The 26,114-nt window shown below is 39.4% G+C and carries 22 protein-coding genes and 1 pseudogene; 16 read left to right on the top strand and 7 right to left on the bottom strand.

Annotation, left to right across the window (positions count from 1 at the left end; all coding sequences use genetic code 11):
• The first annotated feature begins 44 nt into the window (after positions 1 to 44).
• Complete coding sequence (gene iorA / locus K1720_RS01800; RefSeq protein WP_251949524.1) at positions 45 to 1,931, top strand: indolepyruvate ferredoxin oxidoreductase subunit alpha; 1,887 nt, start codon at positions 45 to 47, stop codon at positions 1,929 to 1,931.
• 2 nt (positions 1,932 to 1,933) lie between these two features.
• On the opposite strand, the gene K1720_RS01795 is transcribed toward iorA, so the two are convergent.
• The 3 genes from K1720_RS01795 to K1720_RS01785 are packed head-to-tail and all read right to left on the bottom strand — an operon-like array spanning position 1,934 to position 2,738.
• The gene (locus K1720_RS01795; RefSeq protein WP_251949523.1) at positions 1,934 to 2,200 is read right to left on the bottom strand and encodes a hypothetical protein; all 267 of its coding nucleotides are present in this window, start codon (positions 2,198 to 2,200) and stop codon (positions 1,934 to 1,936) included.
• A complete protein-coding gene (locus tag K1720_RS01790) occupies positions 2,197 to 2,475 on the bottom strand; it encodes a hypothetical protein (protein WP_251949522.1) in 279 nt (92 codons plus the stop codon). Before K1720_RS01790 ends, K1720_RS01795 begins: the two co-directional genes overlap by 4 nt.
• A gap of 5 nt (positions 2,476 to 2,480) precedes the next feature.
• Positions 2,481 to 2,738, bottom strand: a complete 258-nt coding sequence (locus tag K1720_RS01785) for a hypothetical protein (RefSeq protein ID WP_251949521.1) — start codon at positions 2,736 to 2,738, stop codon at positions 2,481 to 2,483.
• A gap of 73 nt (positions 2,739 to 2,811) precedes the next feature.
• Here K1720_RS01785 and K1720_RS01780 point away from each other — a divergent pair, with 73 nt between their 5' ends.
• Both K1720_RS01780 and K1720_RS01775 read left to right on the top strand, forming a co-directional pair.
• A complete protein-coding gene (locus tag K1720_RS01780) occupies positions 2,812 to 3,099 on the top strand; it encodes a hypothetical protein (protein WP_251949520.1) in 288 nt (95 codons plus the stop codon).
• Complete coding sequence (locus K1720_RS01775; protein WP_251949519.1) at positions 3,089 to 3,841, top strand: YbaK/EbsC family protein; 753 nt, start codon at positions 3,089 to 3,091, stop codon at positions 3,839 to 3,841. The genes K1720_RS01780 and K1720_RS01775 overlap by 11 nt, the downstream gene beginning before the upstream one ends.
• On the opposite strand, the gene K1720_RS01770 is transcribed toward K1720_RS01775, so the two are convergent.
• The 3 genes from K1720_RS01770 to trmBL1 are packed head-to-tail and all read right to left on the bottom strand — an operon-like array spanning position 3,824 to position 6,741.
• Positions 3,824 to 4,276 carry an HIT family protein gene (locus K1720_RS01770; protein WP_251949518.1) on the bottom strand — a complete coding sequence of 151 codons (453 nt, stop codon included), beginning with the start codon at positions 4,274 to 4,276 and terminating at the stop codon, positions 3,824 to 3,826. The two genes, K1720_RS01775 and K1720_RS01770, sit on opposite strands and share 18 nt — an antisense overlap.
• Before the next feature lie 33 nt (positions 4,277 to 4,309).
• Positions 4,310 to 5,680: a glycogen synthase gene (locus tag K1720_RS01765; protein WP_251949517.1), complete on the bottom strand. Its 1,371-nt coding sequence runs from the start codon at positions 5,678 to 5,680 to the stop codon at positions 4,310 to 4,312.
• A 35-nt stretch (positions 5,681 to 5,715) separates the two neighbouring features.
• Positions 5,716 to 6,741 (bottom strand): HTH-type sugar sensing transcriptional regulator TrmBL1, encoded by a 1,026-nt coding sequence (trmBL1, locus tag K1720_RS01760; RefSeq protein WP_251949516.1) that lies wholly within the window; start codon positions 6,739 to 6,741, stop codon positions 5,716 to 5,718.
• A gap of 84 nt (positions 6,742 to 6,825) precedes the next feature.
• On the opposite strand from trmBL1, the gene K1720_RS01755 reads away from it, so the two are divergent.
• From K1720_RS01755 to glmM, 8 genes are all read left to right on the top strand, one after another.
• Entirely contained in the window at positions 6,826 to 8,793 is a 1,968-nt protein-coding gene (locus tag K1720_RS01755) for an alpha amylase N-terminal ig-like domain-containing protein (protein WP_251949515.1), read from the top strand.
• Between the two features lie 107 nt (positions 8,794 to 8,900).
• Positions 8,901 to 10,166, top strand: a complete 1,266-nt coding sequence (locus tag K1720_RS01750) for an extracellular solute-binding protein (RefSeq protein ID WP_251949514.1) — start codon at positions 8,901 to 8,903, stop codon at positions 10,164 to 10,166.
• Between the two features lie 49 nt (positions 10,167 to 10,215).
• A complete protein-coding gene (locus K1720_RS01745) occupies positions 10,216 to 11,118 on the top strand; it encodes a carbohydrate ABC transporter permease (RefSeq protein WP_251949513.1) in 903 nt (300 codons plus the stop codon).
• The gene (locus K1720_RS01740) at positions 11,115 to 12,458 is read left to right on the top strand and encodes an ABC transporter permease subunit (RefSeq protein WP_251949512.1); all 1,344 of its coding nucleotides are present in this window, start codon (positions 11,115 to 11,117) and stop codon (positions 12,456 to 12,458) included. The genes K1720_RS01745 and K1720_RS01740 overlap by 4 nt, the downstream gene beginning before the upstream one ends.
• Before the next feature lie 10 nt (positions 12,459 to 12,468).
• Positions 12,469 to 16,485, top strand: a complete 4,017-nt coding sequence (locus K1720_RS01735) for a glucodextranase DOMON-like domain-containing protein (RefSeq protein WP_251949511.1) — start codon at positions 12,469 to 12,471, stop codon at positions 16,483 to 16,485.
• A gap of 67 nt (positions 16,486 to 16,552) precedes the next feature.
• Positions 16,553 to 17,671, top strand: coding sequence for an ABC transporter ATP-binding protein (locus tag K1720_RS01730; RefSeq protein WP_251949510.1), 1,119 nt, complete (start codon positions 16,553 to 16,555; stop codon positions 17,669 to 17,671).
• Positions 17,672 to 17,706: 35 nt separating this feature from the next.
• Positions 17,707 to 18,123 carry a UPF0146 family protein gene (locus tag K1720_RS01725; RefSeq protein ID WP_251949509.1) on the top strand — a complete coding sequence of 139 codons (417 nt, stop codon included), beginning with the start codon at positions 17,707 to 17,709 and terminating at the stop codon, positions 18,121 to 18,123.
• 30 nt (positions 18,124 to 18,153) lie between these two features.
• On the top strand, positions 18,154 to 19,524 hold the full coding sequence (gene glmM / locus K1720_RS01720) for a phosphoglucosamine mutase (RefSeq protein ID WP_251949508.1): 1,371 nt from the start codon (positions 18,154 to 18,156) through the stop codon (positions 19,522 to 19,524).
• On the opposite strand, the gene K1720_RS01715 is transcribed toward glmM, so the two are convergent.
• Positions 19,492 to 20,307 (bottom strand): MBL fold metallo-hydrolase, encoded by an 816-nt coding sequence (locus K1720_RS01715; RefSeq protein WP_251949507.1) that lies wholly within the window; start codon positions 20,305 to 20,307, stop codon positions 19,492 to 19,494. The two genes, glmM and K1720_RS01715, sit on opposite strands and share 33 nt — an antisense overlap.
• A gap of 253 nt (positions 20,308 to 20,560) precedes the next feature.
• On the opposite strand from K1720_RS01715, the gene K1720_RS01710 reads away from it, so the two are divergent.
• The 5 genes and pseudogenes from K1720_RS01710 (at position 20,561) to K1720_RS01690 (ending at position 26,089) form a co-directional block, all read left to right on the top strand.
• Complete coding sequence (locus tag K1720_RS01710) at positions 20,561 to 22,447, top strand: OPT family oligopeptide transporter (RefSeq protein ID WP_251949506.1); 1,887 nt, start codon at positions 20,561 to 20,563, stop codon at positions 22,445 to 22,447.
• A 72-nt stretch (positions 22,448 to 22,519) separates the two neighbouring features.
• On the top strand, positions 22,520 to 23,782 hold the full coding sequence (locus tag K1720_RS01705; RefSeq protein WP_251949505.1) for a M20 family metallo-hydrolase: 1,263 nt from the start codon (positions 22,520 to 22,522) through the stop codon (positions 23,780 to 23,782).
• Between the two features lie 76 nt (positions 23,783 to 23,858).
• Positions 23,859 to 24,605: an RlmF-related methyltransferase gene (locus tag K1720_RS01700; protein WP_251949504.1), complete on the top strand. Its 747-nt coding sequence runs from the start codon at positions 23,859 to 23,861 to the stop codon at positions 24,603 to 24,605.
• Between the two features lie 86 nt (positions 24,606 to 24,691).
• A pseudogene (locus tag K1720_RS01695) lies at positions 24,692 to 24,814 on the top strand (IS607 family transposase); the annotation flags it as partial.
• Positions 24,815 to 24,958: 144 nt separating this feature from the next.
• Positions 24,959 to 26,089, top strand: a complete 1,131-nt coding sequence (locus K1720_RS01690) for a transposase (protein WP_251949503.1) — start codon at positions 24,959 to 24,961, stop codon at positions 26,087 to 26,089.
• The last annotated feature ends 25 nt before the right edge of the window (positions 26,090 to 26,114 follow it).

The raw sequence follows: 26,114 nt of genomic DNA, 5'->3' as shown, positions 1-26,114 counted from the left end.
TATAAGTTTTATAGGCCTAAATTGAAAAAGCTTTGGTGGTGTCTATGGAAATAGCGAATTCACAGTCCTCGGTTGCTGTCCCTAAAGTTTCAAATAAAAAACTTCTCATGGGGAATGAGGCGATTGCGTATGGAGCTTTAGAGAGTGGTATTTCATTTGCTACTGGTTATCCAGGAACACCATCTACTGAGGTTATTGAAACAATAGCTAGGTTAAACCCAGAAGTTTTTGCAGAATGGGCACCTAATGAAAAGGTTGCACTTGAAGAGGCTGCGGGTGTTGCGTATACTGGCCTTAGGACCCTTGTGACTATGAAATGTGTTGGACTTAATGTTGCAGCTGATCCTTTAATGAGCTTGGCCTATTCTGGGGTTGAAGGAGGATTAGTTATTTTAGTTGCGGATGATCCTGGTCCTCACACATCCCAAACAGAACAAGATGACAGGTATTACGGTAAGATTGCTTTATTGCCAGTATTGGAGCCTGCAGATGTTCAAGAAGCGCATGATCTGGTAAAATACGCTTATGAGCTTAGTGAGAAGTACAAAGTCCCAGTTATTTTCAGGACAACTACTAGGGTTAATCATACCACTGCAGATGTTGAAGTTGGCGACTTTATTAACCTTAATAGAGAGCCTAAATTTAAAAAAGACATTCAGAGATACGTGAGAGCTTCAATGAAAGGCAATCTTGAGAGACATAGATGGCTTAATCAAATATTAAAGGAGATTGAACTTGAATTTGAGAGTATTCCATTTAATTGGATCGAAGGAGAGGGAGAGATAGGAATCATAACTGAAGGAGCACCCTATAACTATGTTAAAGAAGTCACCTCAAAGATGGGAGAGAACTTTAAGATCTTGAAACTTTCAACTCCTCATCCCCTACCCAGAAAACTTGTAGTGGAGTTCTTAAGAAGCGTCAAGAAGGCTATAGTGATTGAAGATGGAGCTCCTTTTTTAGAGGAAGAAGTCAAAATCGCTGCTTATGACGAGGGAATATTGATCCCAATTTATGGGAAGAGAACTGGACATTTACCTCTTGAAGGGGAGCTGACTCCAAGAATTGTAAGAAATGCCCTCTTAAAGATTCTTGGTAATGAAGGGGAAGAGTACGTGAAGTCTAAAGAGGTGGAAGAAGCTGAGAAATTAGCTCCTTCAAGACCACCAACCATGTGTCCAGGTTGTCCACATAGAGGCTCTTATAGGGCTTTGCTTGATGCCCTTAGGCAGTTAAAATTCAAAAAGGATGAACTCCCAGTCCACGGAGATATAGGATGCTATGCTCTATCACTTCTTCCCCCGTTAGAAGTGATATGGACTGAATATGTAATGGGGGCGAGTATAAGCTTAGCAAACGGTCAGAGTATAGCAATGGGGAAGAAAATAATAGCAACAATAGGAGATTCTACATTCTTCCACAATGGATTACAGCCACTTGTAGATGCTGTTTACAAGGATCTTGATGTTCTTATCATGATTCTTGATAATAGAACAACGGCAATGACTGGACATCAACCACATCCTGGAACTGGGGGAAGTGAAACCGGTAGGAAATTCAATGAAATAAATATTGAGTCTCTTGTGAAGGCATTAGGAGTTAAGTATGTGAAGACAGTTGATCCCTATGACCTCAAAGCTACAAAGGAAGCTATAAGAGAAGCGATGCAGACCAAAGGGCCAGCGGTTATCATAGCAAAGAGAGAGTGCATAATCCCAGTTATAAGGAGAGGTGAAGTCGGGAAAATTCCCGTGGTTATTGAAAGCAAGTGTACTGGATGTAAAGCGTGTGCTTTGTTAACAGGATGTCCTGCATTGGTCTTTGATAGTGAAAGCGGCAAAATGAGAATTGATTCGCTTATATGCACTGGTTGTGGACTTTGTGAACAGTTGTGTCCTTTTGATGCAATTGTATATCCAAGTGGAGAGTAATTTCATTTTCTTTTATACCATTTATCGTCATAGAAATACTTTCCATGGGCCTCTGCATAAGCTTCGGAAGTTCTTCTCCAAACGATAAAACCATAGAGAGCGGCTATTATGATCATGAAGAGTCCTATCTCGAGGCCAAATCTCTTTATGAGTTCTACCATTCCCAATAGGGGCACTACAAAAAGGCCGAGTATTACAAGGGCCATTATTCCAAGAAGGATTTTGAATCCATACCGTTCCATGAAGAGATCAAGATCCAAAATTCTCACCTCCTCGTCTTTTTCTGAACAATTTTATACAAACTCTCTCCATGAACTTTTCTATGGGACTTTTTGTACTCGGTAATTATTCCTTTTGTACTTCTGAGAACTAGTGCAAATGCGAGAGAGAACCCTATTACTAATATTGCATATGCTAGCTCTTCTTTTTTGATAGCTATAAGATAAAAGAAGAGATAATGCAGAGGGACTATCAATGCTATCACTGTTATGAATACCATCAAAATTTTAAACCCGTATCGCTCCATGAAAATGTCAAAATCCATTTTCCTCACCTTTTCCATTTGTACCAATATCTGCCAAAGATTCCACCCGCGAAGACTCTTGATTTGTGGGCAATTCCACCGAGGACTACTGCAAAGAGTAGAATGAATGCAATGATTTGCAATGCTTCGGAGTACTCTCCTCTGAAGAGATCTGGGAGTGCAGGGGCTATGAGAAATGCTCCTATCATGATAGCAGGCACTCCGAAGACTAATGGAAGAAGAATTTTGAATCCATACTTTTCCATAAATAGGTCGAGGTCCATTCGACCCACCTCATTTTATTTTCCTAAATTAAACTTTAAATAATTTGTCTGTTAACTCTTGACGGTGTGAAAAATGAAAATAGAAGAGTTGATCAAACTGGTTGATGACGCAATAGCAAATGTAAAGATAGCAATAGTAAGTAGTAAGCAGAGAATTTTTGAGAGTCCACACACTTCATGGGAGTTCACTAAAAGGTCTCTTGAACTGGAAGATGAACTTGAAAAGTTGAATAAAATAAGGGAGTATCTATTGACTTTTAGCGCGGATGAGGACGTGGAGGAGAAATTCTCAAAAGAAGAATTGAAAGAGCTTCTAGAATACTTGAAGGTTATGCGGGAGATGAGGATACATGAATTTTAAGGGAATTGAAGAAAAAGTAATTAAGTTCAGGGATGAAAGACTCTGGAGAAAATATCATACCCCAAAGAACCTTGCAATCTCATTAGCAATCGAACTTGGGGAACTTTTGGAGCATTTCCAGTGGGAAACGAACGATGAAATCTTTGAAAAGATCCAAAATAAGGAAGTACAGGAAAAGATTGAAGAGGAGATGGCGGATATAATAATCTACCTTGTTATCTTAGCTCATGAACTGGGAATAGATCTAGATAAGGCAGTAGAAGAAAAGTTGAAGAAGAATGAAGAAAAATATCCTGTAAAAGAAATAAGAATTGAAGAAATAGTTAAAGAGCTTGGAGGGGAGATAATAGAACCGAAAGGAGAGGTTAAGAGTGTAAAGCAAGTTGTGAAACTTCTTGGTGTTCAACCAGATCAGATAATTAAATCTCTGGTTTTTATAGTAAATGAAAGTGAACCTATCCTTGTTATAGTGGATGGAAAATCAAAGGCAAGCATTGAAAAATTGAAAAAGGTCTTTGGGAACGTTAGAATGGCAAAAGCCAAAGAAGTCGAGATGATTACGGGATATAAAGTTGGTGAAGTTCCACCAGTAGGAGTTCCCATAAGAACAATAATGGATGAGAAAGTTCTTGGGAAAGAATTTGTAATTGGAGGGGGAGGGAGGATAGATAGATTAAGTAAGCTCAGTCCAAAGAAAATCCTAGAATTTCAAAAGGCTGAGCTTTTAGATATTGCGGAATAATTCCACCAGTTTCTTCTTTTCGTCTTCTTTTAGTCTGTTCTTTATCCATTTTTCCTTAAGACTTAAGTTTTCGTCCTCAACATTAAGAACAGCCTTTCGTATGCCTCCTCTGGGAAAGGTGCTATCTCCCTTATATCGAGGAATAACGTGTATATGGAGATGAGAAACTGTCTGTCCTGCAGCTTCTCCAAGATTTATCCCTATGTTAAATCCATCCGGTTTTAAAGCTTCTTTAAGTTTTTTAATCGAGATTTCAATGCCGTTTAAAAGAGCAAGTTTTTCATCCTCTTCTAATTCCTCTATCCGTTCTACATGTTTTATGGGGACTACAAGCAAGTGCCCTCTGCTTGCTGGATATGAGTCAATAAGGATTCTAATCCTTTCATCTTCATAGAGTAACACTTCTCGTGATGGATTGCAAAATGGACATTGCATAATACCACCTCAAAAATTATAGAGGAAACAAAATTATCTTAGAAATTCTACTGCTTTGTCTATATTGTTTTTATATGCTCTTAGGTATCTCTTACAAGCGTTTTCCCATGTAAAAACATCTTTTGAGCGTTTTTTGCCATTTTGGCGCATTTTTTCGAGGACCACTGAGTTCTCTTCTTTTAGCTTGCTCATTCTTAAAATAGCCTGTGCAAGTGCATTAGGATCTCTTGGTGGGACTAGCAATCCAGTAGCGTTTTCTGTATCTTCATCTAGACTTATTATTGTGTCTTTTATTCCCCCAACGGCCGAACCTATAGGAATTGCCCCTAAGCACATCGCCTCCATTTGTACAAGCCCAAAGGGTTCAAAGTACGATGGAACAATTATAAAGTCAACACTACCATAAAGCTCTCTTGTAAATTCTCTCTTTAGCATCTCAGTTATTACTTTGATATTTTCTGGGTACTTAGTTCCCAAAGCATGAGCCCAACTTTCAAGCTCTGGATCACCTTTTCCTATTATAAGAAAGCGCATTTTTGAGAACTCACTTGGATGTTCATGTGCGATAGTTTCAATTGCTTTTAGAAGGGTATCGACACCTTTCTGGCCTCTGTCAAATCTACCAATGAACATAAATGTAATACCGTCGCTTAAGCCCAGGCTCTCCAGGATCTTTCTCCTTCTTTCTTCCCTTGGAAGAGCTTTATTTTCTAATAATTCTTCATTCCAAAAATCACAGGCTATGCCATTATAGACATATGTTGCTTTTCCCTCAAAGTTCTTATAAAACTCCCATTCTTCCCATAAATAAGTTCTGCTCACTGTCGTAACTAAATCTGCTATGTATGCTCCTACATATTCAGGATCTATATCAGGATATGGTGCGAGTTCTCCTAAGTGGGCCTCGTGGAAGTAATATGCCGGGACTTTGGATTTGTTTAATCGGTGAATTGTAAAAACTGCCGGAAGTTGGAAATATTTCTTAATTAAAGCACCTGCAAAGACAGTGTGCCAGTCATGGAAATGTAGGACATCTGGCTTTCCTTCCCTCTCTATGAGGAAATTTAAAAGTCCAACTGTGGCCTTTCCGAATTGTATTGCTTTACCTAGCATTCCCTCCCATCCTGGCCCGTAAACATCTTTGTTATCTAGGAGTGGACTGCTTATAGCAAATACTCTGACTCCATTTTGGAGTCTCTCATATACTTGTATCTTCTCTTTCCCATTATAAATTGCAATCTCGAATTTTAGTATCATCTCACCTTCTATATGTCCGTGGGAAGGTGTAAACACCCAAACTTCATTACCAAGTTTTGCTAAGGTTTCAGCAATGCTTGTTATAGCTTCTGCCAGCCCTCCGACTTTTACTGGCAAATACTCAAATCCTAATATTAGTATTCTCATAATACTGACCTCCTATTTCTTAGTTTTGTGAGATGTTATTCAAGGAGGATGAACTTTTCTCCTTCTATATCCTCAAAATAACTTCCTAATCCTCCAATTTTCCATGCTTTTCCATTCTCATCTATAAGGGTTATATTGGCGGTTAGGGAGGTGTATTCATACTCTGTTACTTTGCCTTTGATAGTTGCCTCTTCCCGGGTATCAACGAAATGACCAATAATTTCCATGGCTTTAGGTAGTTTTGTTTGATTAAGAATGGTTATGAGAGTTCTTATATTCGCGACTTCAAAGGGTTTTTTGAGTTTTTCATAATCAACAGGTTTCACGACTTCACTGTTATCAAAGTACATTGTATAAAACCAGTGCATGTAGTTTTGGATTAATTTTGGAGACTTCCCCCAGAAGGAGTAAAACTTTTCTCTTCTCCGATCCTTTGGAAGGGCTCCAAAGAAAAGAGCATACTCAATATCTCCAATAACCCAAGTTGCCATTAGCCAAGGTGCTCCTCCACTTTTAGCTAGAATGATATTCTCTCTATTTAACCAGTCTGGAATTTCATCAAAGTTACTTACAATGACGAAGATTATGTCTTTTCTCTTTCTAATCTCATCCTTGAGTAGTGTGAGGAACTCAAATGGAGTGTTTATTAGCACCTCTCTTCTAGCACTCCTCACTATGTATTCTGCCCTTTCGAGAGTGTTTTCAAATCCATGGATTGTCCAAATTTCTGGAATATCCTCTCCGTGAACGGATTTATATAACTCCAGAAGGGCGTCCTTTATAACTCCAATATCGTTTATTATTTCTTCTTTTAATTTTTCAAAAACAAGTTCTGGGTTTACTGGTTTATACATCCTTGGAGTACCATGCATTATATCGACGAATCCTTTTCTATGAAGGGAACTGAGAACGTCGTATATTCTAGTGTGGGGAATCCCACTTTCTTTTGTAAGGTCTGTAGCTTTACTCGTACCAAGTTTTAGGAGGGTTATATAGGCTAGGCTTTCATATTTTGTTAAACCAAGTTTCTGTAGCATTTTAATTATCTCTTCTTCTCTCATTTTTCCTCCTCCTAAAAATTTTTAATATTCACTACTAATAATTTAAACATTAGAGGTGATATATAATCATTAGGGGTGTTTATTATGTATAAAATTTTCGGCTTTAGAAATGATGAATATTTAGGAAAAGTTGGGATTGTAGAATTTTCAATACCAAAGAGTGGTACATATGCTTATCTTCTGGGAAATTTCAATGCATTTAATGAAGGGAGCTTTAGGATGAGAGAACAAGGAAGTAGATGGAGTATAAAGATTGAACTTCCTGAAGGATTTTGGTATTACGCTTTTTCGATTGATGGTAATTACGTTCTTGATCCTGAAAATGAAGAGAGAGCTAATTTTAGAAGGATTTCATACAAAGCCGAAATAGAAGCTAACATTGCGAAAATTTACTCAGGAGAAAAATTCTATCACTATCCTTCAGTTAGTTATCTCTATTCTTTGGGTCACTATACTTATATTAGGTTTAGGACCCTTAAAGGGAGTGCTAAAAAAGTATTTTTTGTAGAAAAAAAGAAGCATGAAATGGAGAAAAAAGCTGCCGATGACCTTTTTGAATATTTTGAAGTTAAAATTCCCAGACAAACCAAGCTTTCTTACTATTTTGAAGTTCATAGTAAAGATGGTATTTTTCATTATGGGGATTTTGAGGTTGATCTTAAGGAACAATCCAAGAAACACTATGTCCCTTTTTGGGTTTTCGATAGAGTGTTATATCAGATAATGCCTGATAGGTTTGCTAACGGAAACCCAGAAAATGATCCAAAAGATGAAATTAGATTTGGGAATATATCCCACCATGGAGGTGATTTAGAGGGAATACTCCAAAAAATTAGTTATTTAAAGGAATTGGGGGTTAATGCTCTTTACTTGACTCCAATCTTTGAATCAATGACGTATCATGGATATGATATACTGGATTATTATAAAGTAGCTAAAAAATTTGGAGGAGACACGGTATTTGAGGAATTTATTACAAAAATGAAAAGAGAAGGGATAAAAGTTATTTTGGATGGAGTATTCCATCATACGAGTTTCTTTCATCCGTATTTCCAAGATGTCCTAAAAAATGAGAATAAAAGTAGGTATAGGAATTTTTACCGAATAACTGGATTTCCAGTAGTTTCTAAGGAATTTCTTGAGCTCTTAAATTCTGATCTTCCTTGGAACGAGAAATACAAGAAACTTAAGTCTTTTAAGTGGAATTACGAAAGTTTTTTCTCTGTGTGGTTAATGCCTCGTTTGAATCACGACAATGAGGAGGTTAAAGAATTTATTAAGGACGTAACTCAATTCTGGCTTAGAAAGGGGATCAGTGGATGGAGATTAGATGTTGCCCATGGAGTGCCACCAAAACTATGGAAAGAGGTGCGGGAAAACCTACCTAAGAGTGCATATCTAATTGGAGAAGTTATGGATGATCCAAGGTTATGGGTATTTGATAAGTTTCATGGGACTATGAATTATCCTCTTTATGAAGCAATTCTTAGATTTTTTGTCAATGAGGAGATAAACGCTCAAGAATTTCTAAATTGCCTCGAACTGTTGAGTATCTATCTTGGGCCAGTAGAGTATACAATGTATAACTTTCTTGAGAACCATGATGTGGATAGAATGCTCGGCTTACTTCAAGACAAAAGGAAGTATATGTGTGCATTGGTTTTTCTTTTCACATACAAAGGAATCCCTTCAATTTATTATGGAAGTGAGATAGGTATGAATAATACAAAGGGAGCATTTATGGAACGCTCAAGAACACCTATGGTGTGGGACATGGAAAAGTGGGATAAGGAGTTATTTAAAATTACTCGGGAATTAATAAAACTCAGAAAAACCAGTAAGGCACTTCAAATCGGAGCGTTTGAACCTATAGAGTTTAAAGATGGTTTGCTTCTTTACAAGAGAGTGCACGAAGATGAGAGTATCTTAGTAGGGATCAATTATTCAAAGAAGATGGTACCAATAAAAGAAACTCCTAAGCAGGTTTTATTGGGGCATTTGGATGGCAAGTATCTGAGCCCATTTTCGTTCTTTATTGCACATTCATTGTGAATATCTGTACTCTTTTATCATCCTGAAACAAAGTGAACATTAAAGCGTAAGGTATATATATCACCGACGATGATACTAAATTTGAAATCTTTGATGAGGTGAAGGGGATGAAAAAAACTCTATATGCCTTGTTATTTATTGGAGTATTAGTCGTGGCCGTTGTGGCAAGTGGGTGTATTGGGGGAGAAACCACTACTCAACCAACGTCAAGCCCCACCCAAACCACGACAACTACTGAAGAAAAGAAGGTCACGATTGTTATTTGGCATGCCATTGGTCCGAATGAGCTTAAGGCTTTTGAGGATCTTATAGCAGAATTTGAAATTGAGTATCCAAATATTGATATCCAGCTTGAGCAGAAAGCTGATCTTGAGACCTCACTCAAAGCTGCCATTCCTGCAGGTCAGGGCCCTGATCTCTTCATGTGGGCCCATGACTGGATTGGTAAGTTTGCTGAAGCTGGACTTCTTGAGCCAATTGATGAGTATGTAACACCAGAGATTCTTAACAAGTTTAGTCCAATGGCCCAAAATGCAATTGAGTATGGTGGGCACTATTATGCAATGCCATATGCTGCTGAAACTGTTGCATTAATTTACAACAAAGATCTAGTTCCAAACCCACCAAAGACTTTTGATGAGATGAAAGCCATTATGGAGAAATACTATAACGAAGCTGAAGGAACTTATGGCCTTGCAACTCCAATGGATCCATACTTCCTTTCAGGATGGGTGCATGCATTTGGTGGCTATTACTTTGACGACAAGACAAAGACTCCAGGTCTCGATAAGCCCGAGACCTTACAGGGCTTCAAGTTCTTCTTCGAGCAAATATTCCCCTATGTTGCTAAGACCCAAGATTATAATGCCCAAGTAAGTCTTTTCCATGATGGAAAAGCCCCAATGATGATAAACGGGCCATGGAGTATCCCTGATGTTAGAAACGCTGGAATTAACTTTGGAATAGTCCCATTACCCGCTATCAACGATCAGCAAAGACCTCACCCATATGGTGGAGTTAGATTAATCTATGTTGCCAAACTCACAGATCCAAGTAAGAAAGATGCTATTTGGACGTTCCTCAAGTGGTTCACTACAAATCCAGATGTTATAAAGACTCTTTCACTCCAAAATGGATACATTCCTGTTCTCACTGAAGTGCTCAATGATCCAGAAATCCAAAATGATCCAGTGCTCTATGGATTTGGACAAGCAGTTCAGTATGCAATTCCAATGCCAAAGAGCCCAGAAATGGGTGCTGTATGGGGGCCTGTTGGAACAGCTATCACTGATATAATTGCTGAAAAGAAGACTATTGAGCAAGCCCTTCAAGATGCACAAACAGAAATCCTTGATGCCCTTAGTGGCGGTTGATAATTTTCTTTTCTTTGTTCTGCTTTTATTATTCTTCGGGGGTGAATAAATGGGCAAAAAAACCATGGCTGCTCTCGCTTTAATAATCCCTGGTATGACGGCATTTTTATTCTTCAATATCTATCCGATACTCTATTCTATATATATTGCGTTCACAAATGCTAAATTGGGCAATTTTCCAATTCAAGCTCCAAATGCTGAGGCTTTGACATTTGTTGGGTTAGAAAACTTCAAATGGGCGTTGGCTGATCCAAAATTTAGATCTGCATTTGTGTGGACATGGGGTTTTGTTGCAACAAGTGTGACTTTAAAAGTTGTTGTTGGAATTCTTTTGAGTGTTCTTTATAACAATAAGTATGTAAAAGGAAAGTTCTTCTATAGGGCATTGTTAATAATCCCTTGGGCGTTACCTTTGCTCTTTTCAGTGATGGTGTGGCGTTTTATGTTTGACCCTGTAGTGGGACCTATAAATATCATATTGAAGGATGTTGGAATGAGTAATCCTCCAGATTGGATGACAAGTGTAACTTGGGGTTTTGTGGCTCTAAATCTAATTGAAGTATGGCTTGCTTATCCCTTTATGATGACGGTGATAACTTCAGCCCTCCAAAGTGTACCGGACACCCTTATAGAAGCAGCGATTATTGATGGGGCAAGCTACTGGCAGAGATTGACTAGAGTTGTTATACCAATTGTAAGTAAACCAATCGCATTTGCTACTATACTAACATCTGCGGCAAGCTTCCAATACTTCCTGGTGCCATTTATCTATAACGCTGGTCTTTTTGAAGATAGATTCTTACTACTTTATGGATATAGAAAGGCCTTCGGCAGTTCAGTGCCTCACTATGGAAGGGCCGCTGCAATTCTTCTAATAGCCACAATAGTATTGGCTGTTTACATGTTTGTCAACATGAGGATAACTAAACTTCAGGAGGGTGTCAAAGGATGAAATTCAAAATTGGGATTCCTAAAAGGAGAGATGAATTAATAAAGTCGATTTTATTAACGCTATTTGCCTTGTTTGTATTAGCCCTCCTCTTATTCCCAGTTTATTATATGGCAATGCTTTCAATCAAACCTTCGGGGGCTCTTGCGACTACTGAGATTGATATAGTCCCTGATGAGGTGACCTTCTCCAATTATAGGAACCTGCTTTTTGGCCATGTAGAAGGGCTAATAAAAACAACAGACTTTGGGATAAAAGCAGAAAGTGGTACGATAAAGGATACCCTAAACAGGTATGAGGTGAGATTTCAAGAGGGCGAGATAACTGGAAGTTATCCGAGTAGATTTACTCTAATAGATACAGAGGTCATCGAAAGAAGTGGTGGGGAAGAGAGAGAAGAGCCGGATGGTACAAAAGTTATAGTACGGGGAGACAGTATAATACTGAAAACGCAAAAAGTTGAAAGCACAGGCGGCGTTAAAAATCTCAAACTACTTGCAAAGAAAGTGACTTTGATTATACATGATCCTGCTGAGGTACCAATAGATATCTCAAAGTTTACTAAAGTCGGAGAAAATACGTATGAAGCTGAAAACATTGAGCTTGTTTTAAAAGATGGAGGGATAATCTCTACTGAAAAAGCAACTTTTACAACTACTAATTTTGCATTCATACGCCTTGCAAAAGTTGGTGGAGAAGTCCCGGATTACATGAAACGAAGTTTGTTAATAGCAAGTTTGACTGTTATCTTAACCCTGCTCTTTGTTATTCCTTCTGCGTATGCATTCTCTAGGCTGAAGTTCTTTGGGAGGGAACATGTATTGTACTTTTACCTGATGTTTACTCAAGTGGCTGGTGGATTAGGAATAGCTGGGTTGGTTGCTCTTTATGGGATGTTGGTAAAGCTTCATCTAACTAATAATATCTTTGTCTTACCCATTATTTATGCTGCAGGAGGTGTGCCATTTAATACTTGGTTGCTCAAGTCCTATTTGGACTCAATTCCACCAGACTTTGATGAAGCAGCATTAGTAGATGGTGCAGGGTATCTACAAATCATAAGGCACGTTCTTGTCCCAATGGCATTACCTGGATTAGCAACTGTTGCAATATTTGCGTTTATTGGGGGTTGGACAGAGTTAATTCTGGCCAATCTGCTTCTTAACCAAGAGAATTATCCTCTTACCGTATGGCTCTACACAATGCTTGCTAATTTAAGGTCTATTTCGTGGAATCAATTTGCAGCTGCCGCATTGGTATTTGCTCTTCCAGTATTTATCATGTTCCTCCTAGCCCAGAACTATGTTAGGAGTGGGCTTACTCTTGGAGGATTGAAAGAATGAGGTGATAAAGATGAAAAAAGGTTTGGCCCTACTTTCAATATTTTTGATTCTTCTGAGTGTATTCGGAACAGGAACAAAAGCAGAAGAGCCAAAGCCACTGAACGTAGTAATTGTATGGCATCAGCACCAGCCCTATTACTACGATCCAATTCAAGATATGTATACAAGACCATGGGTTAGACTACATGCAGCAAACAACTACTGGAAAATGGCAAATTATCTGAGTAAATATCCCGATGTCCACGTTGCTATAGATTTATCAGGGTCTCTTTTAGCTCAACTTGCAGATTATATGAATGGTAAAAAGGATACTTATCAAATAGTTTCAGAAAAGATAGCTAATGGAGAACCACTAACTCTTGAGGACAAATGGTTTATGTTACAAGCCCCAGGAGGATTTTTCGATCATACAATACCATGGAATGGAGAACCAGTTGCAGACAAAAGTGGCAACCCATATAGGGATGAGTGGGATAGGTATACAGAGCTCAGAGAAAAAAGAAATGAGGCATTCAAAAAATATGGAACTCTTCCTTTGGATGAGCAAAAGGATAAGATAACAAGCGAATTTACGGAGCAAGACTATATTGACCTGGCAGTTCTTTTCAACTTAGCTTGGATTGACTATAATTATATAATAAACACTCCAGAACTTAAGGCTCTCTATGATAAAGTAGATGTGGGAAGATATACAAGAGATGATCTTAAACTAGTGCTGAACCATCAAATGTGGCTTCTAAATCATACATTTGAGGAGCATGAGAAGATAAATTATCTTCTTGGAAATGGAAACGTTGAAGTGACTGTAGTTCCTTATGCACACCCAATTGGGCCTCTGCTCAATGACTTTGGATGGTATGAGGACTTCGATGCTCACATTAAGAAAGCTCATGAGATTTACAAGAAGTATCTGGGCGATAATACAGTTGAACCTCAGGGAGGATGGGCAGCAGAGAGTGCATTAAATGATAAGACCCTTGAAATATTAGCTAATAATGGATGGCAGTGGGTGATGACAGATCAAATGGTTCTTGATATCCTTGGGGTCCCAAATACTGTTGAAAATTACTATAAGCCTTGGGTGGCGGAATTTAATGGCAAAAAGATTTATCTCTTCCCCAGAAACCACGATCTAAGTGATAGGGTAGGATTTAGGTATTCCGGAATGAACCAGTATCAGGCAGTTGAAGATTTCGTAAATGAGCTTCTAAAGATACAGAAGGAAAATTATGATGGAAGCCTTGTTTATGTCGTTACTCTTGATGGCGAAAACCCATGGGAGCACTATCCATTTGATGGTAAGTTGTTCATTGAAGAGCTCTACAAGAAACTTACCGAGCTTCAAAATCAGGGTCTTATAAGAACAGTGACTCCAAGTGAATACATTCAAATGTACGGAGATAAAGCCAATAAACTTACTCCAAAGTTGATGAAAAAGCTTGACTTTACTACGGAAGAGAGAGTTAAGGTATTAACGGAGGCTCAGAGCCTTGGAGAGCTTTATGATCTAGCGGGTGTTGAAGAGAACATGCAATGGCCAGAGTCCAGCTGGGTTGATGGAACACTTTCTACATGGATAGGAGAACCTCAAGAAAACTTGGGATGGTATTGGTTATATCTTGGGAGAAAAACATTATTTGAAAACAAGAACAAGATAAGCAATTGGGATACTGTATACGAGTACCTCCTAAGAGCAGAGGCAAGTGACTGGTTCTGGTGGTATGGAAGCGACCAAGATAGTGGCCAAGACTTTACTTTCGATCGCTATCTTAAAACCTACTTGTATGAAATGTACAAATTTGCAGGCCTAGAAATTCCAAGCTATCTTTTTGGAAACTACTTCCCCAATGGAGAGCCATATACATTAAGAGAATTGACAGGCCTTCCTGAAGGAGAAAAGAAAGTTTGGTCAAGCTTATCTTCACTAGCTGAGGGAGTGGAGGTCTATTTCGATGACAAAGGAGTACATTTCATTGTAAAGACCACAAAGGACTTTGAAATAAGCATATTTGAGCCTGGAAAAGTTATGGGCAACACCTTTACCCTTCTTCAATCTAAACCAACTGAACTGAGATATGATATCTTTCCATTTAGCAAAGACAGTGTAGGTCTTATGATAACTACCCACATACTAGTAAAGGGTGGAAAAGCTGAGATATACAAAGCAACGGACTATGAAAATAGTGAGAAAGTCGGAGAAGCAGAGATTAGCCAAATAGAAAGTGGAATAGAAGTAATACTTCCATTTGACTACCTAGATAGTCCAGCAGACTTTTACTTTGCTGTTTCAACAGTTAACGAGCAGGGAGAACTGGAGGTAATAACCACTCCTATTGAAGTAAAACTTCCAAAACAAGTTGAAGGGGTCGTCGTCGCTGAGATAAAGGATGTAGAGGAAGACGATCACGGTCCTGGAACGTATACTTACGCTACAAACAAAGTGTTTGTTCCTGAGCATCTTGATCTCCTTAAGGTTAGAGTTCTTGAAAAGCCAGGATCTTATGTGTTTGAATACTACTTCAAAGAACTTGGCGATAATCCATGGAATGGACCTAATGGTTTTAGTTTGCAGATTATTGAAGCCTACTTTGACTTCAAGGATGGTGGGAACACGAGTGCGATAAAGATGTTCCCAGATGGACCAGGAAGTAATGTAAATTTAGATCCGGATCATCCATGGGATCTCGCTATTAGAGTTGCTGGTTGGGACTATGGAAACATAATAGTACTGCCAGATGGTACCAATTATCAGGGAGAGATGAAGATCTCCGCTGATCCGGCTAGAAATGCAATAGTTGTTGAGATTCCAAAGAAGTATCTTCCAAAACTTCCTGAATACATGGCTGTGCTTGTTGGTTCTCAGGATGGTTATGGGCCTGATAAGTGGAGGCCTATAGCTGTGGACGCTGAAGAGTGGAAAGGTGGTGGCGGTGACGTTAATGCAGTGATAGCAGGAGTAGCTCCAAGAGTCTATGATCTATTAGCTCCAGAAGGATTTAAGCCTACTCAAGAAGAACAATTGAACAGTTATGATGTCGAAAATAACAAGAGAGCAACAGTGAAAATGATACCTGTCACAACAAGTACGAATGTAATAATTGAGATTGATGACCCTCAGGGAGACGATCATGGACCTGGCACATATACATATGCTACAAACAAAGTGTTTGTTCCAAATCACCTTGATTTACTTAAATTTAAGATGCTTGATACTGGGGAGACTTACACTTTAGAGTTCTACTTTGCAGAACTGGGAGGTAACCCATGGAATGGACCTAATGGTTTTAGTTTGCAGATTATTGAAGCGTACTTTGACTTCAAGGATGGTGGAAATTCATCTGCCATTAAAATGTTCCCAGATGGGCCTGGTTCAAATGTAGATCTTGACCCTGAACACCCATGGGATTTAGCATTAAGGATAGCTGGCTGGGACTACGGAAACATAATACTCCTTCCAAATGGGGAATCAATTCAAGGGGAATTGAAGATTTCCGCCGATCCTACTAAGAATGCAATAGTTGTCGAGGTTCCAAAGAAGTATCTTGAGATCAACAAGGACTATGGGGTATGGGGAGTAATTCTCGTTGGTTCTCAAGATGGTTATGGGCCTGATAAGTGGAGGCCTATAGCTGTGGACGCTGAAGAGTGGAAGGGTGGCGGTGGAGACGTTAATGCAGTGATAGCTGGAGTGGCCCCAAGAGTCTATGACATGCTTGTTCCAAAGGGATTCAAACCCACTCAAGAGGAACAATTGAACAGTTATGATGCCGAAAATAACAAGAGAGCAACAGTGAAAATGGTATTGTGGGTAAGGGGAGCTGAAGAAAAACCCACGGAAACTGAAACGCCAACTGAGACAGAAACCCCAACTGAAACTTCCCCTACGACCACTTCACCAACAACAAGTTCTCCAACAGAATCCCCAACATCACCAACCGAGTCGCCAACAGAGACTGGTGGAATCTGTGGCCCAGCAGTATTCCTTGCACTACTCCTAACACCATTAGCATTAAGAAAAAAGAGGTGATTCGTCTTCTCTTATTTTTTAATAATTTTTTACGAAACATTAAATAAAATGAGAGAGGTGGCTAGAAATGGCTGAAGTTAAGCTTGAAGGGGTTTGGAAAATATTTGATGGTGTTGAGGCAGTTAAAGATCTTGATTTAAAAGTTAGAGATGGTGAATTCATGGTTCTTCTTGGACCGAGTGGATGTGGGAAAACTACTACTCTTAGGATAATAGCTGGCCTAGAAGAGCCCACAAAGGGTAGGATTTTTATTGGAGAGAAACTTGTAGCAGATGCAGAGAAAGGTGTTTTTATTCCTCCTAAAGATAGAGACATTGCTATGGTTTTCCAAAGTTATGCACTTTATCCACATATGACAGTTTACGACAATATTGCTTTTCCACTAAAATTACGGAAGGTTTCCAAGCAGGAGATTGATGATAGGGTTAGAGAAGTAGCAGAACTTCTTGGTTTAACTGAACTCTTGAAAAGAAAACCTAGAGAACTGTCAGGTGGTCAAAGGCAGAGAGTGGCTTTGGGTAGAGCAATTGTTCGGAAACCACAAGTTTTTCTCATGGATGAGCCATTATCAAATCTTGATGCAAAGTTAAGAGTCAGAATGAGGGCTGAGCTTAAAAAGCTCCAGCGTCAGCTTGGAGTGACCACAGTCTATGTTACACATGATCAGGTTGAGGCCATGACTATGGGTGATAGAGTTGCTGTCATGAATTTTGGTGTTCTTCAACAAGTTGGTTCACCTGATGAGGTATATAACAGACCGGCTAACGTTTTTGTTGGTGGATTTATTGGATCACCTCCAATGAACTTCTTAGAGGGTACGGTTACTCCCGATGGCTTTATAAGCTTCGGGGCTTTCAAGTTAAAACTGCTTCCAGACCAAGTAAAAGCACTTGAAGAGTTGGGATATGCTGGTAAGGATGTTCTTTTTGGATTTAGGCCTGAGGATGTTTATGATGCATTGTTTGCTCAAGTGAAGATTCCTGGAGAGAACATGGTTAGGGTTAAAGTAGATATTGTTGAGAATTTAGGTGGAGAGAAGATTGTCCACTTAAGAGTTGGTGATTTAAGCTTCATTGGTAAATTCCCTCCTGAATCTCTGGTTAAGGAGGGCCAAGAGGTTGACGTTGTTTTTGATATGAAGAAGATTCACATCTTTGATAAGAGAAGTGAAAGGGCAATATTCTGAAAAGCTTTTTAACCTTTCTTTTTCTTGTATTTTTCATGAGTTTTGAGGAGATAGCTATATTTTTAAATGAGAGACACCCAAAGGGGAAGCTAATAGAGGTAGGAGTGGGATTTAACTTTAAAATTGCCTTAAAACTAAAAAAGCTGGGAAGAGAGATTATCGTTGTGGATTGGAATCCAAAAGCTGTTAAAAAAGCCAAAGAACTTGGTCTTAAGGCATGTATTGATGATGTGTTCTCTCCTAACTTAGCCATCTATAGGGATGCCGAGGTAATATATTCAATTCGACCGACTCCAGAGCTTATTAAACCCATTTTAGAATTGGGAAGAACGCTGAAAATTCCGGTATATATTGTTCCATTTTCTCTTGATGGCATGCCAAGATTTTTGAAGCTTGAAAACTATAGAGGAATTCCCATATATGTATGGAACCCTCATCAAAAAGATATATAAAGCAAGTTCCAACATTAGCATGGTGGTGACATGAGACTATTTGGTACAGCGGGAATTAGGGGGCCTATTCATTCAAAGATCACACCAGAACTTGCTTTAAATGTTGGGAAAGCTCTTGGGACGTACGTTGACAAGGGGACAGTTGTAGTTGGTAGGGATGCTAGGACATCAAGCATAATGCTTGAAAATGCCTTGGTGAGTGGACTGCTAAGCACAGGAGTTGATGTACTCAGAATAGGTTTTGTGCCAACTCCAATGTTGGCATGGGCTACTAACAAGCTTGGAGATGCAGGAGTCATGATAACAGCATCACATAATCCGCCAAGTGATAATGGCATCAAAGTATTCAATGAAAAAGGGATTGAATTCTTTTTAGAACAGGAAGAAGAGCTGGAGGAAATTATATTCTCTCAGAGTTATAAAAAAAGCCCGTGGGATCATATTGGGACGGCAAGGGACTTGAATCTAAAAGAACAGTACATTGATGAGATATTGAGATACGTAAATCACGAAACCAAGCTTAAAGTACTCTTGGACATGGGGAATGGGGCTGGAAGCTTAATAACTCCCTATCTGTTGAGAAAAATGGGGGCGAAAGTTGTAACTTTGAATGCTCATCCTGATGGATATTTTCCCGGTAGAAAATCAGAGCCAAGATATGAGAATATTGCCTACCTAAGCAACCTCGTGAGAGAACTTGGATTTGATCTTGCAATTGCTCAAGATGGTGATGCAGATAGGATAGCGGTTTTTGATGAAAAAGGAAACTATGTAGAGGAAGATACTTTGATAGCTTTGTTTGCACGGTTGTATGCTCAGGAACACAAAGGTGGTAACATAGTGGTCTCAATAAACACGTCTTTTAGGATAGACAAAGTAGTTGAAGAGGAAGGAGGGAGAGTATACCGGGTTCCATTGGGGCAACTACATGATGGAATAAAGAAATATAATGCCATATTTGCCTCAGAGCCTTGGAAGTTCATTCATCCAGAGTTTGGGTTATGGATTGATAGCTTTGTTACAATTGGTTTGCTTTTGAAGATAATAGATCAAGAAGGCAAGCCTTTCTCTGAAATAATCAAAGATATTCCAAAGTACTGTCTAATCAAAAAGAATGTTAAGTGCCCTGAAGAAATAAAGTATCAAGTTGTAGAAAAAGCAAAAGAACAGTTGCGGGAGCTTTTAAGTGATCAGATCGAGGAGGTAATAACGATTTCTGGAATGAGGTTAAATCTTAAAGATGGTTCTTGGGTACTTGTAAGGCCAAGCGGAACTGAGCCAAAAATAAGAGTTGTCGTTGAGGGGATTACAGAAAAAAGGAAAGAAGAGCTCTTTAGTTTAGCATATAACTTGGTTACTCGGCTCGTTTTAGAGTTCTCTGGCCGGTCGAAGGGTTCTTAATTTTATATCTTTTCTTTCCATCTTAACTTTAAATCCTTCTTTTGCAATTAGAGTTTTCACTCCGGTGACGTTTTCTATAAATTTGGCTTCTTTATAGGGGTTTGCAAAATGCATTTTCATTCCTATATGACTCATGATCAGCATTTCTGGTTTTTGTTTCATGTCTTTTAGCATATAAATTATATCTTCAGTACAGAGATGATAGGGTATCTTCATGTTTGTTGGTCGTGTAACTGAGGCAATTAGTAATCTGACTCCATTGTATATCTTTTTTAAGTCATCAAAATACTCTGTGTCGGGAATATATCCAATCTTCCCGAACCGTGTTTTTAATATAAATCCTATAGCAGTAGGATCTGAATGTATTGTAGGGGTTATTGTCATTTCGTCTTCTCCAAGTTGTATTCTCTCTCCTGGGTTGGGAATATGGATTTCCTCTAAGGAATCTAAATGATACTTAGAAATTGCGGGTGTATGTTCATTATCTCCATAGACAACACTTTTTGAAGCTATTAGGGTGCCGCGTCTTTTTGTAACTCCTACAGTCATTCCTTCTACCATGATCTCCGAGTCATTACAATGATCTGTATGTCTATGAGAAACAAAAAGTACATCTATCTTTCTCGGATCTATTTTATACCTCCATGCACGTACTAGAGCTCCTGGTCCTGGGTCTACATAGATTCGCCTGCTAGTATTAATAAAAAACCCGCCAGTAGGGCGAAACTGTGTTATTGTGATAAATCTCCCGCCGCCACTGCCTAGAAAGATTATCTCAACCAATTTACCTCCCTCCGCTTTTTAGCGATATTAATAGTTATAGTAATCGTGTATATAAGTTCTATGGAAATTCTTTGATTAATTGATGAACATTACTTCACTTATAATTTCATCGGTGCGACATTTTAGACATTTTTGCATGTTATTATTATGATATAGTCCAATAATTTATATTGATGTGATATTCATATAACCGAAAGTATTTTATATAGGTCAGATATATCCCAAGTGCCAATAAAATGCGGAGGTGTCCAGTGTGGAGTTTAAACCATACGTTCCACCCGAGAAATCTTTACCAGAATATACAATCAAGGCGTTTATTTTGGGAATAATTCTCTCCATAATTATGGGTGCAGCAAATGCATACCTTGGTATGTATGCGGGTATGACTGTTAGTGCTAGTATTCCAGCAGCAGTCATATCTATGGCAATATTAATGGCGTTCAAAGACAGGAATATTCTTGAAAATAATATGGTTCAAACCGCAGCTTCAGCAGGTGAATCCTTAGCAGCAGGAGTTATATTTACATTCCCAGCATTAGTGGTTTTGGGAACATACACAGAGTTTCCCTACTGGTTAATCACGATCATAGCGGCGTTAGGTGGTTCACTAGGTGCACTCTTCACAATAGTGATTAGAAGGGCATTTATAGTTGAGGAGAGGCTCCCCTATCCAGAGGGTACAGCTTGTGCTGAGGTCCTTATTGCAGGAGACAAAGGAGGCTCTCACGCAAAGCCGATTTTTGTTGGTGGTATTTTTGGTGGTCTTTACAAACTCTTAGGAAGTTCTGGTCTATGGGCCCCAGCTGTTGAAACTGCTAAATTTGTTGGTAGGAGAGTCCTATATTTAGGAAGTGATCTCTCAGCGGCCCTCTTGAGTGTTGGGTATATTGTAGGGTTAAATATAGCCTTCCTAGTTTTCTTAGGTGGTGCAATTGCATGGTTCATTGCGATTCCACTCTATGTGGCTAAAACTGGGAATCCAGATGGCCTTAGTGCCTTGGATCTTGCATGGGTAACATGGAGTACTAAGATAAGGTATATGGGAGTTGGCGCAATGGTCGTTGGTGGCCTATGGAGCCTTATAAAACTCAGAGGGCCAATCTCAAGAGGTATAAAAGCTGGACTTGAAGCAACCAAAAGAAAACAAAGTGGTGAAATAATCCTTAGAACTGAAGAAGACATGCCAATGACTACAGTACTCATGTTAATAGCAGCATTTGTAGTGCCATTGTTCCTTCTATATGCCAACTTAATAGATTCTGTCGGAATAGCAGCCGTTATGGCGGTCATAATGCTTATTGTCGGGTTCTTCGGAAGTTCTATTGCCGGATACCTTGCTGGTGTTGTAGGATCATCAAACAACCCAGTGTCAGGTATTACAATAATGAGTTTGCTTTTCACTGCACTAGTTCTTAAGGGTCTTGGGCTTAGCGGGCCCGAGGGCATGACTGCCACAATTCTCGTAGCAGCAGTAATTTGTACAGCAGCTGCTATTGCTGGTGATACTATGCAGGATTTAGCAACAGGGCATATTGTTGGTGCGACTCCAAAGAGGCAGCAGGTCTTTGAGGTAGTTGGAACATTTACAGCTGCCCTAGTCATGGCTCCAGTACTTAACCTTCTGATAAAGGCTTATGGTATTGCTGGAACTCCCACAGCTAAAGAAAATGCTTTAGCAGCACCTCAGGCATTCCTCATGGCCAAAGTTACAGAGGGTGTATTTACCGGAACTCTTGAGTGGAACATGGTCTTCATTGGTGCTGCAATTGCCATAGGTCTGATAGTACTCGATGAGATTCTGGCCATGAAAAACTCAAAGTTCAGAACTCCAGTTATGCCAGTTGCTGTAGGAATTTATCTCCCCTTGAGCTTAGGCGTCCCAATATTTATTGGTGGTCTTTTAAGATGGCTTGTGGGAAGAGCTAGAGGAAGCAAAACAGAAGAAAAACCAACCGACGCGGGAGTCCTTGGAGCAGCTGGATTAATAGCTGGAGAAGCATTGATGGGCATATTCTTCGCAGGGTTAATAGTAGCAAACAAAGCTCCCTCAATTGGCTTCAGCAGCGACATCATTGGAGTAGTCTTCCTTGGTATTATAGCAGTGTGGCTTTTCCTTACTGGTAAGAAAGAAGTTGAATGAATTCTTTTCTCTTTTTTATTGCTTAACAAAAATCACTTTAAAGACTGTGAGAAATTAAAGGTGGTGATGTGGATGAATATCGCAGCTGTTTCTAAAGAAATAGAGACTCTTAGAGATGAAATGGTGGAAACACTAATAGAACTTATAAAAATCCCCGCAATTAGTCCTGATAGTGATGGGGAGGGAGAATATGATAAGGCAATGAAACTTCTTGAAATAATCAAAGACTGGCCGTTTGACAAGATTGAACGCTATGATGCTCCAGATAAGAGGGCCAAAAATGGTGTTAGGCCGAATATCTTGGCATACTATTATGGAGAAAAGGGCGAAGAGAGTCCAAGATTATGGATTCTCACGCACTTAGATGTTGTTCCCCCAGGAGACTTGAGAAAATGGACAGTTACAAAACCCTTCGAACCAATAGTAATCGATGGTAAGGTTTACGGGAGAGGAAGCGAGGATAACGGTCAAAGTTTAGTTGCATCTCTTTACGCTGTTAGAGCATTAATGAACCTTGGGATAAGACCTAAGAGAACAATAATTCTAGCTTTCGTTAGTGACGAAGAAACTGGTAGTAAGTATGGATTAGAGTGGTTGATGAAAGAACACCCAGAACTCTTTAAAAAGGATGATCTCGTTTTAGTTCCTGATGGTGGAAATGAGGAAGGTACTTTTATTGAAATTGCCGAGAAAAGTATACTTTGGATGAAGGTCAAAGTTAGAGGGAAACAAGTTCATGCAAGCATGCCTGGGTTAGGATTAAATGCCCATCGTGTTGCTCTTAATTATGCAAAAGAGCTTGATGAGTTTCTCCATGGGAAGTATAATGCAAAAGACAATCTGTTTGATCCATCAGAGAGCACTTTCGAGCCCACAATGGGAGGTAATCCAAGCGATGCACCAAACATAGCTCCAGGGGAGCATGAGATAGTTTTTGATTGCAGAGTTTTACCACAATATGCCTTGGATGACATCTTAACTGATGCTAAAAAGCTTGCTAGAGAAATTGAAGAAAAATACAAAAAGGAAGTAAATGGCGAGGTTTTACCAAAAATTGAGTTAGAAGTTCTCCAGAGGCTTGATGCTCCAGAACCCACTCCAAAGGATAGTGAAATAGTCAAACTTCTTCAAAAAGCCATAAAGGAGCTTAGGGGCAAAGAAGCTACAATTGGAGGTATTGGTGGAGGAACCTTTGCAGCGTACTTTAGAAAACTTGGAATTCCAGCAGTTGTTTGGGCTACGTTAGACGAAAGAGCACATCAACCCAATGAATACGCAAAAATAGATAACATGATTGAGGATGCAAAAATAATGGCCCTATTGGCCCTTCTCTGATCTTCTCATCTTTTGACCTTAACCTTTAAATTTTTCTTAGTTAGATTTATCCTATAAAAACGGAGGATCTCAATCCATGCCTGGGTGGAGAGATGGAAAATTGGGCCTCCCCGTGAGGGAAGCAATTAAAATTTTCCCAGAACTTGGAAAATATATTGATAGTAGGGGTAGGTTAGATCTTTCAAATAGGAAAGCTAGGATTTTATATAATAAAGCTGTTGCAAAGGCGGTTTTTGGTATTGAGATAGAATATCACCCAAATGGACTTATAACCACTCCAATCTCGAGATTTATATTCCTAAAGACTTTTCTTAGAGGAGGAGAAAGAGTTTTGGAAATAGGCACTGGACATTCAGCTTTGATGGCAATTATGGCAAGCAAATTGTTTAATTGCAGTGTTTGGGCGACTGAAGTAAATGATGAATTTTTTGAATATGCTAAAGCCAATGTTCAAAAGAACAACGCTAAAGTTAAACTGATTAAAAGCAATGGTGAAGTAATTGAGAAATTAATCCCAAAAGGAGAGAGATTTGATGTAATATTCTCTGCACCCCCTTATTACGAGAGAGCAACAAAGGGTGTTTTAACCCCAATTGAAGGGATTGGTGGGGGAAAATATGGGGAAGAATTTGCTGTAAGAATTCTAAGAGAAGCAAGGAAACACATGACTGAGAATGCTAAAGTTGCACTTTTCCTTCCAGATAAAGCAGGTTTATTGAGAACTCTTGTTAGAGAGGGAACTAAGCTTGGTTATGCTGTGCAGGATATCCAGTTTAAAGTGGGAACTAGGTACAGACATTCACTTATATTCTCTAAGCGATAAGCTTATATTAGGGGATTTTTAAATTGAGAAAGCAGATGAGGAGAAAGCACCTCCACTGAGGAATGCGATGATGAGACGCCCACGGGCTGAACAAGAAGGCAAAAGCTCCAAAGGAGGAGCTAATTGAAGACTTAACCACGATAATCAGCCACTTTGCGGGCAAACTTTACGGAATACGCTCTCACAAGTATAAGAAGCTCAAAACTTGAGTTAAAAAGCTAATTAAGGAGGTCGAGAATGGCTAAAGTGGTTCTAACTTACAAAATGAACCACAACTGGAACGTTGAAACCCTCCTCACGGCCTATCAAAAATTACTCCAGCGGGCGATTGATGAAATTTGGGAAAACACAACTTGGAAAAAAAGAAAGTCAAACACCGCTATTCTCTCGGCGGGAAATACAAATACTACGAGACAACCCGACTAATTCCAATCCTCCCACAGTCCAAAGAGTTCAAGAAGGGATTAAGAGATAAATTTCTTGAAGACTGGCCTTTTGCGAAGCATTACGTTGATTCGGCCATTAAGACTGCTTACTCAATTCTCGATAGTTGGAGACAGAACTACCTGAAAGAGAGGAGGAAAAGAAAGAAACCGACCGTGAAAAGGAAGTTCGTGCGGGTGAAGAGTACTCTGATGAAAGTCGAAGGCTCAAGGATAAGAATAACCGTTAAACCGAGGGAAGAATACCTTGAACTCGACTATTCTTGTGAATGGTTCTATGAGCGGATTAAAGATTGGAAGGTTGGTGAACCGATAATCAGAGAGAAAGATGTTCTTCTAACCTTCTCAAGAGAAGTCAAGTTCAAAGGAAGGATTAAAATTGGGATTGACTCCAATTTAATGAGCCTCGATATTTATCATCCGGAGAAAGGTTGGATTAAGGTGGATTTGAGTGAACTTCACAGGATTGCAGAAACCTACGATAGAATTATCGACAGATTGAAAAGCATTCAGCGAAAAGCCCCAAAGAGGATTGGAATGCTCCTCAAGAAGTATTGGACAAGGAGAAAGAACCGGATTGAAGACTATCTTAACAAACTTGCAGTTCAACTGTCAAGGGCGTTCCCAAACGCTGTTTTCGTCTTTGAGGATTTGAACAAGTTTAAAATGCTGAAGAACGGCTCAAAGAAGCTTAATCGAAAACTCTCACGCTCCACCTGGTCTAAAATCGCTCAAAAACTCTCTTACCGTGTTCCAATCGAGTTTGTGAATCCTGCTAACACTTCCTCCACCTGCCCGACGTGTGGGAGTAAGTTAGAGTCCCGAAACGGGCTGGTGGTTTGCAGGTGTGGTTTTAAATCAGATAGGCAGTTTCTCGGAGCGTTTAATGTTTTCGTGCGGGGACTTGGGGTCGCCCTAAGCGGGGGTGAGGTCGATGATTTACTCTCCAATGAACTCGGAGGGGAGTTGAGGCTGATGAAGCCCAAGTCCATCGTGAGGGTGGATTTAAGGGGGAGGACGTTCACTCACGTTCCCCCCTAAAAACTCACGACGGACAGACCCCCAC

It is taken from the genome of Thermococcus argininiproducens, assembly GCF_023746595.1.
Classification (GTDB): domain Archaea; phylum Methanobacteriota_B; class Thermococci; order Thermococcales; family Thermococcaceae; genus Thermococcus_A; species Thermococcus_A argininiproducens.
Note: the sequence above shows the minus strand (reverse complement) of the source record. Positions and strands in the feature narration are given on the sequence as shown.

Coding starts and splice junctions, on each gene's coding strand:
- iorA (WP_251949524.1), top strand. CDS start 45: ATGGAAATAGCGAATTCACAGTCCTCGGTTGCTGTCCCTAAAGTTTCA.
- K1720_RS01790 (WP_251949522.1), bottom strand. CDS start 2,475: ATGGATTTTGACATTTTCATGGAGCGATACGGGTTTAAAATTTTGATG.
- K1720_RS01785 (WP_251949521.1), bottom strand. CDS start 2,738: ATGGACCTCGACCTATTTATGGAAAAGTATGGATTCAAAATTCTTCTT.
- K1720_RS01780 (WP_251949520.1), top strand. CDS start 2,812: ATGAAAATAGAAGAGTTGATCAAACTGGTTGATGACGCAATAGCAAAT.
- K1720_RS01775 (WP_251949519.1), top strand. CDS start 3,089: ATGAATTTTAAGGGAATTGAAGAAAAAGTAATTAAGTTCAGGGATGAA.
- K1720_RS01770 (WP_251949518.1), bottom strand. CDS start 4,276: ATGCAATGTCCATTTTGCAATCCATCACGAGAAGTGTTACTCTATGAA.
- K1720_RS01765 (WP_251949517.1), bottom strand. CDS start 5,680: ATGAGAATACTAATATTAGGATTTGAGTATTTGCCAGTAAAAGTCGGA.
- trmBL1 (WP_251949516.1), bottom strand. CDS start 6,741: ATGAGAGAAGAAGAGATAATTAAAATGCTACAGAAACTTGGTTTAACA.
- K1720_RS01755 (WP_251949515.1), top strand. CDS start 6,826: ATGTATAAAATTTTCGGCTTTAGAAATGATGAATATTTAGGAAAAGTT.
- K1720_RS01750 (WP_251949514.1), top strand. CDS start 8,901: ATGAAAAAAACTCTATATGCCTTGTTATTTATTGGAGTATTAGTCGTG.
- K1720_RS01745 (WP_251949513.1), top strand. CDS start 10,216: ATGGGCAAAAAAACCATGGCTGCTCTCGCTTTAATAATCCCTGGTATG.
- K1720_RS01740 (WP_251949512.1), top strand. CDS start 11,115: ATGAAATTCAAAATTGGGATTCCTAAAAGGAGAGATGAATTAATAAAG.
- K1720_RS01735 (WP_251949511.1), top strand. CDS start 12,469: ATGAAAAAAGGTTTGGCCCTACTTTCAATATTTTTGATTCTTCTGAGT.
- K1720_RS01730 (WP_251949510.1), top strand. CDS start 16,553: ATGGCTGAAGTTAAGCTTGAAGGGGTTTGGAAAATATTTGATGGTGTT.
- K1720_RS01725 (WP_251949509.1), top strand. CDS start 17,707: ATGAGTTTTGAGGAGATAGCTATATTTTTAAATGAGAGACACCCAAAG.
- glmM (WP_251949508.1), top strand. CDS start 18,154: ATGAGACTATTTGGTACAGCGGGAATTAGGGGGCCTATTCATTCAAAG.
- K1720_RS01705 (WP_251949505.1), top strand. CDS start 22,520: ATGAATATCGCAGCTGTTTCTAAAGAAATAGAGACTCTTAGAGATGAA.
- K1720_RS01700 (WP_251949504.1), top strand. CDS start 23,859: ATGCCTGGGTGGAGAGATGGAAAATTGGGCCTCCCCGTGAGGGAAGCA.